The sequence below is a fragment of the Halorubrum ezzemoulense DSM 17463 genome, assembly GCF_002114285.1.
GTDB lineage: Archaea > Halobacteriota > Halobacteria > Halobacteriales > Haloferacaceae > Halorubrum > Halorubrum ezzemoulense.
The window spans coordinates 1-14,425 of the sequence record NZ_NEDJ01000002.1 but is presented as its reverse complement, the minus strand read 5'-3'; the positions used below and the strand labels follow the sequence as shown (position 1 = coordinate 14,425).

Genomic DNA, 14,425 nt, shown 5'->3' with positions numbered 1-14,425 from the left:
CTGAGACGGATCGAAAACGGTGCGCCGAGCGCTACTCGGCGTCGGCCTTCTGTTGGATCTCCTCGACGATCTCGGGGTTCCGAAGCGTGCTCGTGTTCCCGAGCTCCTTGCCGTCGGCGATGTTCTCCAGCAGGCGGCGCATGATCTTCCCGGATCGGGTCTTCGGCAGGTCGGGCGTGAACACGACCTGCTCGGGCCGGGCGATCGGGCCGATGGCGTCTTCGACGCCCGCGACGATCGCGTCGCGGAGCTCGTCGTCGCCCTCGTAGCCGTCCTCGGTCGTCACGTAGGCGTACACCGCTTCGCCCTTGATGTCGTGATTGCCGCCGACGACGGCCGCCTCCGCCACCCCTTCGACCCCGACGATGGCGGACTCGATCTCCATCGTTCCCAGCCGGTGGCCGGAGACGTTGAGCACGTCGTCCACGCGGCCGAGGACGGTAATGTAGCCGTCCTCGTCGATCTTCGCCCCGTCCTCCGGGAAGTACACCCAGTCGTCGGGGTCGTCGCTGTCGGTGTCGGAGTACTCCGCCCAGTACTCCTCGATGTAGCGCTCGTCGTTGTTGTACAGCGTCCGGAGCATGCCGGGCCACGGCTTCTGTACCGTGAGGTACCCCGCCTTCCCGGGCTCGACCGCCTCGCCGAGCGTGTCGAGTATCTGAACGTCGAGCCCCGGCAGCGGCGGTCCCGCGGCGCCGGGCTTCATGTCCTTGACGCCGGGCAGCGTGGTCACCATCATCCCGCCGGTCTCGGTCTGCCACCACGTGTCCACGATCGGGCACTCCTCGTCCCCGATGTGCTGGTAGTACCACTTCCACGCGCGCGGGTTGATCGGCTCGCCGACCGTGCCGAGCAGGCGCAGCGAGGAGAGGTCGTGACGGTCGGGGTACTCCGCGCCCCACTTCATGAACGCGCGGATCGCCGTGGGCGCCGTGTACAGCTGGGTCGCCTCGTACTCCTCGACGATCTCCCAGAGCCGGTCCTGCTCGGGGTGATCGGGCGTCCCCTCGTACATCATCGTCGTCGTGCCGAGCGAGAGCGGCCCGTAGACGATGTAGGAGTGACCGGTGATCCACCCGATGTCGGCCGAGCAGAAGTACGTGTCATCCGGCTTGATGTCGAGGACGGACTGCGAGGTCCACGACACCCACGAGAGGTACCCGCCGGTCGTGTGTTTCACGCCCTTCGGCTTCCCGGTGGTTCCCGAGGTGTACATCAGGAACAGCATGTCCTCGGCGTCCCGGGTGACGGGCTCGACCTCGGCGCCCTCGTGGGCCGCGACGAGGTCGCCGTAGTCGAGCTGGTCGCCGCCGAGGTCGTGACCGAAGTCGTCGCCGTTCGGCCCGAGCCGGTCGACGACGACGGTCGTGGTGTCGTGGTCGACGCCCGCGAGCCCCTCGTTCGCCTTGTCGAGGTGGTCGAGCGGGTCGCCGCGGCGGTAGTAGCCGTCGCAGGTGACGAGGTACTCCGACTCCGCGGCGTTCATCCGCGTCGCGAGCGCGTCGGCCGAGAACCCGGCGAACACGACGCTGTGGGGCGCGCCGATGCGAGCGCACGCCAGCATCGCGATCGGCAGCTCCGGGATCATCGGCATGTACATCGTGACCACGTCGTCCTCCTCGACGCCCTGCTCCCGAAGGGCGGCGGCGAACTCGTTCACCTCGCGGTGGAGCTCCTCGTAGGTGTACGAGCGGTCGTCCTCGTCGACGGGCTCGCCGACCCACTCGATGGCGACATCGTCGCCGCGGTTGTCGAGGTGTCGGTCGAGGCAGTTCGCCGACGCGTTCAGCTCGCCGCCGGTGAACCACTCGTAGAACGGCGGGTCGTCGTCGTCGAGCACCCGGTCGTAGTCGGTTTCCCACTCCAGCAGGTCGGCGGCCGTCTCCCAACACTCCGGCCAGTTCTCCTCGAACTCCTCGTATATCTCCGGGTCGGAGACGTTCGCCTGCTCGACGAACGACTCCGACGGCTCGAACACCTCTTGCTCCGCTAATCTCGCTTCCAGTTGGCCGTCTCCCTCTGTCATGGTACGGTCGTATCCAACCAATATCACCATATAAACGCTGACGCTAAATACGAAAAATCGTGATGGATACCCCGGCGAGGCGCCCTGCTCGACGGCCCCTACTCGTCGGCGCCGACGATCCTCCCGTCCTCGCGGGAGGCCCGATCTCCGTCCTCCTCGAAGACGCCGTCGAGCAGGGCGCGCTGGGCCTTTCGGAGGGGGTTGTGGAACGTCGGGGAGGAGACGTCCATCGCGTCGGCGACCTCCTCGGCCGTGCTGCCGCGCGGCCAGTCGAAGTACCCGCCGTGGTACGCCGCCGACAGCGCGGCCCACTGGCGGTCGGTGAACCGGTCGGCGATCCCGTCCCGCAGCGCCGACTCCGTGCGCGGCGAGCGCGCGACCGACTCCTTGCTCGCCAGCCTGACGCCCGCGAACCGGTCGCGGAGCCCGTCGGCGACGGGCCTGACGTTCGTTCCCTCCGGGAAGTCGGCGACGACGCGGACCCGCCCGTCTGCGGCCGACGCGTCGCGCACCGTCGCCCCGTGGTCGATGAGCGCCCTCACGAGCGACCCGCCCGCGAGGCGCACCGACGCCGAACACCCGTCCTCCCGGGTCTCGATCACGCGGAAGTCGGAGACGCCCCTGACTTCCTCGACGACGGTCGCGAACTCCTGCGGACCGGCCCCGTCGACGGAGAGGTACGCCCGGGAGACCTCGTCGTCGACGTCGACGGTCGAGGCCAGTTCGATCCGGCAGTCCAGCCGCTCGCTCGCCCGGGCGAGGAACGCGCCGTCGTCGGTCGCGCGGAACTCGACCTCGGTGACCGCGTCGGAGTGGAGCAGCTCCCGCCACCGGTCCGCGGTGATCAGCCGACCGAGGCAGCGTCCGAGGACCGCGAGCGAACGCGTCTCCGCGTCGTCGACCGGGTCTGCGGCGGCGGCGACGACGCAGAGCGCGCCGTGGACCGCGCCCTCGTAGGCCGCCGGCACCGCGACCGCGGGCCGGCCGCCGGTCTCCTGTCGGCCGTCGGTCGAGACCGGCGCCTCGTCGGCTATCGCGTCCTGCCACGGGCCCCGCGCGGACACGTCGCGCTCCGCGAGCGTCGCCCGGTCGACGCCCGCGGTCGCGGCGATCTCGACCCGCTCGCCCCCGACCGCCCGACGGGCGAACCACGCCTCTGTCCAGCGGTCCGCCTCGGTCAGCCCGGCGGCGACGGCGGCGACGGGGTCTGACGGCCCGGACTCGGTGAGCGCCTCGAACCCCGGGAGGACGGTCGTCCCGGTCCGCCCGACGGTGGCGTCGGCGTCGGCGCCGGCGTCGACGGCGAGGGCGGCCGCCAGCGCCTCCCCGTCGAGCGGGTCGAGGTACGGGTCGAGCGTGCCGAGCGACTCCCAGCCGCCGGCGTCGCGGACGGCGCGCGGGTCGACATCTCGGTCGACGAGGTGCCGTCTGGCGAACGTCTTCCGGAGGGCGCTCGGCGTGACCCGCTCCTCGGGGGCGGCGTCGGTGCGATTCGCCGCTCGCGCCGCCGTCTCGCGCACGATCATCTGGACCCGGCGGGGCGAGACGTCGACGTACGGGTCGTCCGCGCCGAGCCCCTCGCTCGTCGCGTACCGGACGAGGTCGGCGGCCAACGAGGCCGGAACGACGGTCTCGCGGTCGATCTGCTCGTCGATGTCGGCCGGCGGCGCCCCGTCTCCGTCCTCACGCTCGCCGTCCTCGGCCGCCGGTACCGCGAGGAGCCGCGCGCCGGCGCCCGACTCCGCCTCGTGGAGGTGTCGCGGGGCGACGCGGGTTATCTCCTCCGTCCGGAGGCCGGCCTCGCCCGCCAGCCTGACGACGAGCGCCGCTCGATACGTCTCCGCGGCGGTGACGAGCGCGTCGTAGGCGTCCGCGTCGAGTCCGTCGACCATTCGTTTCGGGAACCAATAAGAAGCCGAAACAAAACTGTTCCGGAAACGCGGATCTCGGTCCCCTGAGCTACCGCGTCGTCGCGAGATTCCTCCGTTCGGAAACGATGTTCCGGAGAAGTACTTCGCATCTGCTCGCATTCCCGAAATACTTCCGCCCGCACCCTCGCCAACGCGATCCCACCCCGACATCCCGACACGCCGACGCGGCAAAAGGGGCTGTACGGTCGGTGGCAGCAGACGGAAGCCGACCGGTGCGGAACGTTCGCCGGCGTCGCGGGCGGGTGGCGGCGACCGAAGCTACGGCCGGCTGTTCTCGTCTCTGACGGTCGACTCGATCTCGCCCACGACCTCCGGGTTCCGGAGCGCGCTCACGTCGCCGAACTCCTCGCCGCGGGCGATGTCCTCCAGCAACCGTCGCATGATCTTCCCGGAGCGCGTCTTCGGGAGTTCCGGGGTGAACACGATCCGGTCCGGGCGGGCCACGTCGCCGACCGCCCCCGCCAGCCGGTCGGCGACGGCGTCGCGGAGCCCCTCGTCGGGCTCGACGCCGCTCTTCGTCGTCACGTACGCCACGATGCGGCCGTCGCCGTCGCCGACGACGGCGGCCTCGGTCACGCCGTCGGCGTCGACGATGGCCGCCTCCAGCTCCCCGGTGTTGAACCGCTGGGCGCGGACGTTGATCACGTCGTCGACGCGACCGAGGATCGTGACGTAGCCGTCCTCGTCGACGGTCGCGCCGTCGCCGGTCCGGTAGCGCCAGCCGTCCTCGCCCCTGAGCCAGTACTCCCGGAGGTAGCGCTCGTCGCCCTCCCGGAGCCCGCGCAACATTCCGGGCCACGGCGACGCGAGCGCGAGGTACCCGGACTCGCCGGGATCGACCGGCTCGCCGTCCTCGTCGACGACGCGGGCGTCGATCCCGGGCAGCGGCGGGCCGACCTTCCCCGGTTTCATGGGGGTTATCCCGGGGAGGGTGGCAAGCGCGATGGCTCCGGTCTCAGTCTGCCACCACGTGTCGACGACCGGCGCGTCGCCGCCGCCGACGTGCTCGCGGTACCAGCGCCACGCCTTCGGCGTGATCGACTCGCCGACCGTCCCGAGCAGGCGGATCGACGAGAGGTCGTGCGACTCGGGGTACTCCGCGCCCCACTTCATGAACGACCGGATCGCGGTCGGTGAGGTGTAGAAGACGCTCACCGCGTTGCGCTCGATCAGGTCCCAGACGCGGTCGCGGTCGGGGTAGTCGGGCGATCCCTCGTACAGCACCGTGGTCGTCCCGGTCGCGAGGGGGCCGTACACCCCGTAGGAGTGCCCGGTGATCCAGCCGATGTCGGCGGCGCACCAGTAGGTGTCGTCCGGGCGCACGTCCAAGACCTTCCGCGTCGTCCACGCGACGTGCGCGAGGTAGCCGCCCGTCGCGTGCTCGACCCCCTTCGGCCGGCCGGTCGTGCCCGAGGTGTACATCACGAACAGCAGATCCGTCGCGTCCCGGGCGACCGGCTCGACGGTCTCGCCGTCGTGCGCGTCGACGAGCGCGCCGTATTCGTGTTCGTCGTCGCCGAGCGAGACGGCCAGCTCGTCGCCGAGGCGATCGACGACGACGGCGGCCGACAGCTCGCTCTTGGCGCGGATCCGGGCGTTGTCCGCCTTCGATTTCTGGTTGAACGCGTCCTCGCGGCGGTAGTAGCCGTCGCAGGTGATCAGGTACTCGGAGTCGGCCGCGTCGATCCGGGTCGCGAGCGCCTCCGCGGACAGCCCCGCGAAGACGACGTTGTGCGGCGCGCCGATGCGAGCGCACGCCAGCATCGCGATCGGTAGCTCCGGGACCATCGGCAGGTACAGCGTGACCACGTCGTCCTCCTCGACGCCGAGGTCGCGGAGCCCGGCCGCGACCGCGTTCACCTCGCGGTGGAGGTCGAGGTAGGTGTACGACCGGCGCTCGCCGCGCTTGCCGAACCACCGGATCGCGAGCTGGTTCCGGCGGTCGTCGAGGTGGCGGTCGACGCAGTTCGCCGCGGCGTTGAGCCGCCCGTCCGGGAACCACTCGTAGAACGGCGGCTCGGAGTCGTCGAGGACCGTCTCGTACTCGCGGTCCCACGTCAGGAGGTCGGCCGCCGCGCGCCACGCGTCAGGCCCCTCCCGCTCGAACCGCTCGTACACACCCGGGTCATCGGCGGCGGCTCGCTCCAGGAAGTCGGCCGGCGGCGGGACGACATCCTCGTCGCCGTTTGTCAGCCGCCCCCCGCCACCGGAGTCGTCCATACCACGTGATGGCCCGCGGAGGAACGTATACTTTGTCCGACCGCTCGCCGGGCGAAACGGTCTGGGCAGGACGGTCCGGCCGGAGCGGTCTGCGCGGGGCCGGGCGGCGGTCGGACGGTCTTCGGCGAGCGCCCGACCCGCGGCGGTCAGGCCGACGCTTCGGCGGGCGCCGCCGCCATCTCGGCAGCCTTCGCCCGGGCGCGGGCGACTATCGAGGGCTTCGCCTCGAAGTCGACGGTCACCTGGTCGCCCGCGTACGTCTCCTCGGCGACGTATCCGTGGTCGTGGACCCACGAGACGAGGCTCATCGCCTCGTCGGAGACCGGGAGGACGAGCCGCTCGCGCTCCCAGTCGGGAAGTTCGTCCTCGACCCGGTCGCGGAGTTCGGCGACCCCGGCGCCCGTCTTCGCCGAGACGGCGATCGGGTCGGGCGCGACGCCGGAGAGCGCGGCGCGCTTGTCGGCGAGCGCTCCCGGCTCCAGCCGGTCGATCTTGTTGAACACGGTGACGACCGGGGCCTCGTTGCGCTCGTAGAGGGTGTCGTGGCTCGTGACGAGCGTCTCGCGCATGGCCTCGACCGGCTCGCTCGCGTCGACGACGAGGAGGACGAGGTCGGCGCGGTACACCGAGTCGAGCGTCGACTCGAACGACTCCACGAGCCAGTGGGGGAGGTCCGCGATGAACCCCACCGTGTCCGTCAGCAGCACGTCGCGCTTCTCCATCTCGGCCCGGCGCGTCGTGGTCCCGAGCGTCGTGAACAGCATGTCCTGCGACTCCGCGGTGGTGTCGAGGTCGCGGTGACGCTCGGCGTTCTCGTCGACCGCCAGCTCGTCCGCGAGCCGGCGCATCAGCGTCGACTTCCCGGCGTTGGTGTACCCCGCGAGCGCGACGAGGTCGACGCCGGAGTCGCGGCGCTGCCCGCGGCGCGCCTCCCCCTTCCCCGCGATCGACGCCAGCTCGTCGCGGATCCCGGATATCTGTCGTTTGATGTCGCGCTCGACGCTCTCGTCGTACTCGCCGAGCCCCATGAACCCGGGGCGCTCGTCGCGCTTCGCGAGGCTTGCCTTCGCCTCCGCCCGGGGGAGCTCGTAGCGAAGCTCCGCGAGCTCGACCTGGAGCTGCGCCTTCCGCGTGTTCGCGCGCTGGCCGAATATCTCGAGGATGAGCGTGAATCGGTCGACCACCTCGACGCCTTCGGGGAGCTTCCCGCCGACGTTGAACGTCTGGTACGGCCCCACGTCGTTGTCGATGATCACCGCGTCAGCGTCGGCGTGCCGGACGAGGTCTCGCAGCTCCGCAACCTTCCCCTCGCCGAACATGAACGCGGCGTCCTCGGTCCGGGTCTGGGTGAGTTCGCCGACCACGTCGTAGCCCGCCGCCGCCGCTAACTGACGGATCTCGGAGAGGTCGGCCGCACCGGAGTCGACGCGTTTGGCGACGACCGCTCGGCGTCCGTCGGTTCCTGAGTCGGCGTCGGCCGCCCCCGCTCCGGCGCCGTCGCTCATCGGAGGAGGTCCCGGGCCGCGTACGCGGCGTGGTGTGCTGCCTGCACTGTCTCGCGCTCGCCTATGCTCTCGACGTATTTAAACTCGGGCTGGAAGCTGAGTCCGACGCGGTCGGCCGACTCCTCGTAGAACTCGCCGCCCTCGGCGACGATCGGACCGTCGGGCGGCGCGGGGAGGTCGCCCACCGCGTCGGCGGCGAGCGCGACGGTCGCCTCCAGCGTCGGCCCCTCGCGCGCGGCGGCGAACCCCATCCCTTCCACGGAGCGGATCCGGGAGGAGTCGATCCGCGCGTGGACCGCGGCCGCGACCATCAGGTACTCGCCGTCCTCCTCGTGACGGCCGCTGATGTCCACGCCGACGACCTCAGGGGCGGGAACCGTCCACCACCGTTCGACCGGCGCGCGCGTTCGCGTCGACTGCTCGTGCGTCCATGCGAGGCCGTACGTGGGCCGTCGAATTGAACGTTTTCGTGGGTCGCCGCGCAGAGCGGCCCGGCGGCCCGAACGGCACGGTCAGTTCCGGAGGCTGTCGACGACGTCCGCGACGCGGTCGACCGCCTCGTCGACGTCGCCCTCGTCGACGTCGAGGTGAGTCGTGAACCGCGTCGTGTAGTCGTCGAACTCGACGCAGCCGACGCCGGCGTCCTTACAGGCCGCGTAGAGCGACTCGGCTGGGATGCCGGCCGCCTCGGTGTCCGCCACGACGATATTCGTGTCCGGCGCGGGCGCGTCGACGCCGTCGAGCGCGTCGAGGCCGGCCGCGAGCCGCTCCGCGTTTGCGTGGTCCTCCGCGAGGCGGTCGACGTTCTCCAGCGCGCGGAGCGCCGGCGCGGCGATCATCCCGGCCTGGCGCATCCCGCCGCCGAACAGCTTGCGGACCCGGCGGGCGTCCTCGATAAACGCCTCGTCGCCGGCGAGAATCGAGCCGACCGGGGCGCCGAGCCCCTTCGAGAGACAGAACGTGACGCTGTCGGCGTGGGCGACGATCTCGCTCGCGTCGACGCCGAGCGCGACCGCGGCGTTGAAGACACGCGCGCCGTCGAGGTGGACCGGCACGTCGGCCTCGCGGGCGGCCTCGGCCGCGGCCGCGATCCGGTCGACCGGGACCGCGATCCCGCCGCGGTAGTTATGGGTGTTCTCCACGGTGAGGAGACCGGTCCCGGGGCGGTGGAGGTCCTCGCCGACGAGCCCCTCACGGACCGCCTCGGGGGTCGGGACGCACCGCTCGCCGGCGTCTATCGTCCGCGTCTGGACGCCGGAGAGCTTCGCCGCCCCCGCCAGCTCCCAGCGGTAGATATGCGACTCGCGCTCCAAGAGGAGCTCTTGGCCCGGCTCCGTGTGCGCGTGGACCGCGATCTGGTTGGCCATCGTCCCAGAGGGGACGTACAGCGCGGCCTCGGTGCCGACCGCGTCGGCAGCTTGGCGCTCTAACTCGTTGACCGTCGGGTCGTCGCGGTACACGTCGTCGCCGACCTCGGCGGTCGCGGCCGCGTCGCGCATCTCCTCGGAGGGCGTCGTGACGGTGTCGGACCGCAGGTCGATGAACTCGTCGTCGGACATCTGTTGTAGGCCCTACCGCGGCGCCGGGCATATATCCCGCGCTCGGCGAGCGAGCGGCGCAGCGAACGCGGGGCGGGAGATCCGCGCTCGGCGCGGTCGGTTCCGCGTTCGGTCCCTTCTTATTGACCGGGATCGATCCGTGACGTATGGCAACGGAAGCCGCGACAGACGACGCAGCCGACGCACCGGACGCCTACGGCGCGCTCCTCGACCGCGTCCAGCGGTGGAACGCGGTCGGGAGCGCCTCCGGCGTCCTCGGCTGGGACCAGCAGGTGATGATGCCCGAGGGCGGCACGCCCGCGCGGTCGAAGCAGCTCTCGGCGCTCTCCTCGGTCCACCACGACATGGTCACCGCCGACGAGACGGGCGAACTGCTCGACGAACTCGACGACGCCGACCTCACGGACGAGCAGGCCGCGGTCGTCCGGGAGGTCCGCCGCGAGTACGAGCGCGCCGACGCCGTCCCGGTCGAACTCGTCGAGGAGATCTCCGAGACGGGCTCCGAGGCGCTTCAGGCGTGGGAGGAGGCGAAGGCCGAGAACGACTTCGAGACCTTCGCGCCGTACCTGGAGAAACACGTCGAGCTGAAGCGGGAGTACGCGGAGCACATCGACCCCGACCGGGACCCCTACGAGGTCCTCTTCGAGGAGTTCGAGCCGTGCCTCTCGATGGAGCGCGCGGAGTCGATCCTCACCGAGCTCCGCGAGGCGCTCGTCCCGATGATCGAGGAGATCCGCGCGTCCGATGTCGAGCTCGCCGTCGACACCGTCGAGGGGACCTTCCCCGAGGACGGGCAGGAGTCGCGCTCGCGAGAGGCGCTCGAGCTCGTCGGCTACGACTTCGACCGCGGCCGTCTCGACGTCTCCTCACACCCGTTCACGTCCGGGAACCAGTTCGACTGCCGGGTGACGACCCGGTTCGACGAGACCGACCCGCTCGGCGCGGTTGGCTCGACGATCCACGAGTTCGGCCACGCGCAGTACAACCTCGGGCTCCCGCAGGAGCACTTCGGCACGCCGCTGGGCACGTCGCGCGACCTCTCGGTCCACGAGTCGCAGTCGCGACTCTGGGAGAACCACGTCGGCCGGAGCGAGGCGTTCTGGCAGGAGTTCCTTCCCGTCTTTCAGGAGCACTTCCCGCAGACCGAGGACGCGACGGTCCGCGACGCCTACGAGGCGTTCAACCAGGTGTACGAGGACAATCTCATCCGCGTCGAGGCCGACGAGCTCACCTACCACCTCCACATCGTCGTCCGGTTCGAGATCGAGCGCGACCTGATCCGCGGCGACCTCGACGTCGAGGAGGTGCCCGAAGTGTGGAACGACAAGTACGAGGAGTACCTCGGTAACCGTCCCGAGAACGACGCGGAGGGGTGTCTCCAGGACATCCACTGGAGCCACGGCAACTTCGGCTACTTCCCGACCTACTCGCTCGGTTCCGTGATGGCCGCGCAGCTGTTCGAGGCCGCCGAGGCCGAGATCGACGACCTCGACGCGAAGATCGCCGAGGGCGAGTTCGGCGACCTCCGCGACTGGCTCGGCGAGAACGTCCACCGGCACGGCGCCCGCTACGAGACGAACGAACTGGTGGTGCGCGCGACCGGCGAGGACTTCTCCGCCGACGCCTTCCTCGACTACGTCGACGAGAAGTACGGCGAGCTGTACGGGATCTGAGGCGCCGTCGAGCGCTCCGAACCCGCTTTTTTCCACCGTTGACGGTCCTCGGCGGGACGCGCTCGTGCGTCAGAACGACCGGTCCGTCGCGGCGGCGTCCGCGTCGAACGCGCCGACGGTCTCCACTGCGGCCGCCCCCGCGGCGTTGCCGACCGTCGCCAGCCGGCGGAGGTCCGACGCGCCGCCGTGCCGCGCGGCGAGGACAGCGCCCGCGAACGCGTCGCCGGCGCCGGCCGGTGTGGCAACCGTCGCCGAGGGGGGAGCGACGGTCAGGCGCTCCGTGACGGCCCCGTCGTCGATCCGTATCGCCCGCGTCGCGTCGCCGCCGTCGGTGACGAACGCCGTCGCGGAGTGGTCCGCCGGGAGCAGTTCGAGCAGGCCCGCCGGCGTCGGCTCGACGCCGGCCACCCCGAGGTCGTCCGTCCCGGCGAACAGTAGGTCGCAGCGCGGGAGGACCTCTCGCAGCGCGTCTCGGTACTCTTCCGGGCCCGACCACTGGTTCGGACGCCCGTTGAGGTCGAACGCGACGCGGGTGCCGCGCTCCGCGGCCGCCGCGGCGGGGGGGCGGACCGGCGCCCCGTTCACCGCGGCCGGCAGCGTGACTCCCTCCAGCAGGATCCACTCGTACGAGGCCGCGAACGACGCTGGATCCTCCGGCGGTGTGAACCCGTAACAGCTTCCGGCCACCCACGCGTTCCATTCCTCGTCGCCCGCTGCCCCGGCGTACAGCGTCAGCGGTGACGGCGCGTCGACCCGCGCGAGGCGTTCCGTGCCGACCGGGCCGTTCGCGAGGTCCTCGGCGGCGGCCGCCCCGAGCACGGCGGTCCCGACGTTCGTGACGAGGTCGACCTCGCAGCCGGCCGCAGCGGCCCATCGGGCGGCGTTCGTCGCCGTGCCGCCGACGTGCCACTCGAAGCCGCTCCCGGGCGCGATCGGTCCGCCGTCCGTGGGGTAGAGGTCGACCGTCGTGTCGCCGACGACCGCCACTCCTCGGTCGCTGTCACTCACTGTCGCACCGTGTTCGCTACGCTGTAGCGGTACCCGCATGAATCTATCCACTCGATTCCCCCTCAGCCGCGCCCGCGATCCGGCCACCCATGGCCGAGACCGAGCGTGCGTCCGGCTGTGGGATATTTCCGGCCGGAGGGCGTCCCCGATCCATATGTCGCAGCCGCAGCCCGAGATCGACCTCAAGCCGGACCTGACCGACGACGTCGCCCTCGTCACGGGCGCGAACCGCGGTATCGGAGCCGAGATCGCAGCGGGTCTCGCGGAACTGGGAGCGACCGTGTACGCCGGGGCCAGAGACCCGAACGACGTCACCGCGGCGGACCAGCGCGCCGTCGAACTGGACGTGACCGACGACGGGCAGATCCGGGCGGCAGTCGACCGGATCGAACGAGAGCGGGGGTCGTTGGACGTTCTGGTGAACAACGCCGGGATCTTCTCCCGGTCGGGACCGCTTCACGAGATGGACGAGGCCGACTTCGACCGGACGATGGCCGTGAACCTCCGCGGCCCGGTCCTGCTGACGAAGCGGGCGCTGCCGCTGCTTCTGGACGGCCCCGGCGGGCGCGTGGTCTCCATGTCGTCGGGCCTCGGACGCTTCACGGAGGGACGAATGGAGGGCGAGTATCCGCCGTACCGGCTGTCGAAGGTCGGTCTCGGAGGGTTGACGGCCTACCTCGACGGGGAGTACGGCGATCGGGGACTCATCGCCAACGCCGCCTCCCCCGGGTGGGTTCGGACTGACATGGGCGGGGACGGTGCGCCCCGCTCGCCGTCGAAAGGGGCCGAGACCCCGGTGTGGCTCGCCAGGTTCGCACCGGGGAGCCCGGGGGGACTGCTCTGGAAGGACCGCGAGCGGGTCCCTTGGTGAGGGCGACGCGGACGCCCCGAGGGGCCGTCCCCGCACTCGCTCCGCGCTTATCCCAGCCGGAACCCGGTCATCAGGACGATGAGCACGAGCATCATCGCTCCCTCGAACAGTCCGACGACGAGGTTCTTCTTCTCGATCGATTCGAGCCGCGAGGCGTCCGGATCCGGCGACAGCGTCTCGTAGTAGGCGCTGAGCTGGAGCCGGTGCGGCACGGCGATCCCGAACGCGAACAGCCCCCAGCCGAGCGCGAGCGCGGCCCCCGACCACGCGCCGCCGAAGCCGTAGCCGAGGCCGAGGTCGGGCGTCAACAGCACCGTTCCGGACAGCACCGTCGTCAGCGAGAAGCCGACGAGGAAGAAGACCGCCTTCGGCACCAGCGTCGTCGTGACCGCGGCCGACGCCTCCTCGCCGAGACCACCGAGCGTCGGACCGATGATCGCCGGGAAGATCAGCGCGAACCCGAACCAGACCGCCCCGGCCGCGACGTGCGTGTAGAAGAGCAGTTCGGTGCTCCCGAGCGCGAGGCTCGCCCCGAGGAACGCCAGCGGGACGAGGAGGCTCCCGGCCGCGAACGCCGGATTCGCGGCCCGGGCGAGGTGTTGGACTCGATCGACGAACCCCTGTTCGACGATGCGGCGATCGGTCTCGTTAGCGACTGCCATGCCGTCTGATAACAATCAACTCTAAAATGCGTTCTGGTCGACACGAACGCGGCCGGTTTCCGCCGCGGCGGTCACTTCTCGATGATGCTCTCCTCGACGGCCTCGCCGAAGTGGCGCGCGACGTCCTCGTAGTAGACGAGCGCCTCGTCGCCCGGCTCGACCTCGGTGACGGCCTTGCGGCCCTCGCCCGTCGCGATCTTCACGGTCTCGGCGTTCTGGATGAGCGTCTCGATCCGGTCGGTCCCGTCCTCCGTCTCGATCTCCGCTTGGATCCGGAACATCGGGCGCTTCTCGATCTTTACCCGGCCCACGACCGCCTCGCGGGTGTGGCCGTCCGTGTCGACGACCTGGACCTCGTCGCCGCTCGACAGTTCGGCGAGGTAGTTGGTGCCGCCCTCCGAGTTGCGGACGTAGGCGTGGACCGCCCCCGCGTTCACGCGGAACGGCCGCGAGGCGACGTACGGCGACTCCGCCGTCTCCGCGTGGACGAAGAAGAGCCCGCGAGACATCGAGCCGACGAGCATCCCCTCGCTGTCGTCCATCAGCGACCCCGTGTCGATACAGACCCGGTCGGCCCTCCCGGTCTGTTCGATCTCGGTCACCTCGGCGTAGCGGAGATCGAGCGTCTCGCGGTCCGCGGCGTCGCGGGCCTGGACCGCGCCGCGGATCTCGTCGGGTGAGTCGGCGTCGAGGAGGACGCCGTCGGCGCCGATCTCCAGCGTCTCGAAGGCGGTCCGGGCCTCCGCGGCCGTCGTCGCGCCGGCGACGAGGTGGGTCTCCTCGCCGACGCGGGCGATCAGGTTCTCCAGCGGGATGATCGACCAGTCCTCGCCCACGATCACGGTGAACTCGGCGTCGTCGGCGGCGGCCTCGGCGAACGCCTCGTACCCTGTGCCGAGGATGCGGACGTATGCACCCTGCGCGCGGTCGTCGCGGCGGCGCAGCGTGGTCAGGTCGGCCGACCCGGAGA

Annotated in this window: 11 protein-coding genes; 2 read left to right on the top strand and 9 right to left on the bottom strand. The window is 70.9% G+C overall.

Annotated features, from left to right (window positions below):
• Positions 1–31: 31 nt before the first annotated feature.
• The 6 genes from acs (B9H04_RS00855) to B9H04_RS00830 form a co-directional block, all read right to left on the bottom strand.
• Positions 32–2,026: an acetate--CoA ligase gene (gene acs / locus B9H04_RS00855; protein ID WP_049929579.1), complete on the bottom strand. Its 1,995-nt coding sequence runs from the start codon at positions 2,024–2,026 to the stop codon at positions 32–34.
• 98 nt (positions 2,027–2,124) lie between these two features.
• Positions 2,125–3,918, bottom strand: coding sequence for a bacterio-opsin activator domain-containing protein (locus tag B9H04_RS00850; protein WP_085682364.1), 1,794 nt, complete (start codon positions 3,916–3,918; stop codon positions 2,125–2,127).
• A 297-nt stretch (positions 3,919–4,215) separates the two neighbouring features.
• A complete protein-coding gene (gene acs / locus B9H04_RS00845) occupies positions 4,216–6,177 on the bottom strand; it encodes an acetate--CoA ligase (protein WP_049929577.1) in 1,962 nt (653 codons plus the stop codon).
• 146 nt (positions 6,178–6,323) lie between these two features.
• Complete coding sequence (hflX, locus tag B9H04_RS00840; protein ID WP_085682363.1) at positions 6,324–7,682, bottom strand: GTPase HflX; 1,359 nt, start codon at positions 7,680–7,682, stop codon at positions 6,324–6,326.
• Positions 7,679–8,035 (bottom strand): DUF2209 family protein, encoded by a 357-nt coding sequence (locus B9H04_RS00835; protein ID WP_080508530.1) that lies wholly within the window; start codon positions 8,033–8,035, stop codon positions 7,679–7,681. The genes hflX and B9H04_RS00835 overlap by 4 nt, the downstream gene beginning before the upstream one ends.
• Positions 8,036–8,194: 159 nt before the next feature.
• A complete protein-coding gene (locus tag B9H04_RS00830; RefSeq protein ID WP_049929575.1) occupies positions 8,195–9,241 on the bottom strand; it encodes a threonine aldolase family protein in 1,047 nt (348 codons plus the stop codon).
• Between the two features lie 146 nt (positions 9,242–9,387).
• On the opposite strand from B9H04_RS00830, the gene B9H04_RS00825 reads away from it, so the two are divergent.
• Positions 9,388–10,914 (top strand): carboxypeptidase M32, encoded by a 1,527-nt coding sequence (locus B9H04_RS00825; protein ID WP_085682362.1) that lies wholly within the window; start codon positions 9,388–9,390, stop codon positions 10,912–10,914.
• A gap of 69 nt (positions 10,915–10,983) precedes the next feature.
• On the opposite strand, the gene B9H04_RS00820 is transcribed toward B9H04_RS00825, so the two are convergent.
• Complete coding sequence (locus B9H04_RS00820) at positions 10,984–11,922, bottom strand: carbohydrate kinase family protein (protein ID WP_085682361.1); 939 nt, start codon at positions 11,920–11,922, stop codon at positions 10,984–10,986.
• A gap of 154 nt (positions 11,923–12,076) precedes the next feature.
• Here B9H04_RS00820 and B9H04_RS00815 point away from each other — a divergent pair, with 154 nt between their 5' ends.
• On the top strand, positions 12,077–12,793 hold the full coding sequence (locus B9H04_RS00815) for an SDR family NAD(P)-dependent oxidoreductase (RefSeq protein ID WP_049929572.1): 717 nt from the start codon (positions 12,077–12,079) through the stop codon (positions 12,791–12,793).
• Positions 12,794–12,840: 47 nt separating this feature from the next.
• On the opposite strand, the gene B9H04_RS00810 is transcribed toward B9H04_RS00815, so the two are convergent.
• Both B9H04_RS00810 and B9H04_RS00805 read right to left on the bottom strand, forming a co-directional pair.
• Positions 12,841–13,455: a hypothetical protein gene (locus B9H04_RS00810; RefSeq protein ID WP_049929571.1), complete on the bottom strand. Its 615-nt coding sequence runs from the start codon at positions 13,453–13,455 to the stop codon at positions 12,841–12,843.
• Positions 13,456–13,526: 71 nt separating this feature from the next.
• Positions 13,527–14,425: 3-dehydroquinate synthase II (locus B9H04_RS00805; protein WP_085682360.1), on the bottom strand; the 899-nt coding region annotated here is incomplete at its 5' end.

Coding starts and splice junctions, on each gene's coding strand:
- acs (WP_049929579.1), bottom strand. CDS start 2,026: ATGACAGAGGGAGACGGCCAACTGGAAGCGAGATTAGCGGAGCAAGAG.
- B9H04_RS00850 (WP_085682364.1), bottom strand. CDS start 3,918: ATGGTCGACGGACTCGACGCGGACGCCTACGACGCGCTCGTCACCGCC.
- acs (WP_049929577.1), bottom strand. CDS start 6,177: ATGGACGACTCCGGTGGCGGGGGGCGGCTGACAAACGGCGACGAGGAT.
- hflX (WP_085682363.1), bottom strand. CDS start 7,682: ATGAGCGACGGCGCCGGAGCGGGGGCGGCCGACGCCGACTCAGGAACC.
- B9H04_RS00830 (WP_049929575.1), bottom strand. CDS start 9,241: ATGTCCGACGACGAGTTCATCGACCTGCGGTCCGACACCGTCACGACG.
- B9H04_RS00825 (WP_085682362.1), top strand. CDS start 9,388: ATGGCAACGGAAGCCGCGACAGACGACGCAGCCGACGCACCGGACGCC.
- B9H04_RS00815 (WP_049929572.1), top strand. CDS start 12,077: ATGTCGCAGCCGCAGCCCGAGATCGACCTCAAGCCGGACCTGACCGAC.
- B9H04_RS00810 (WP_049929571.1), bottom strand. CDS start 13,455: ATGGCAGTCGCTAACGAGACCGATCGCCGCATCGTCGAACAGGGGTTC.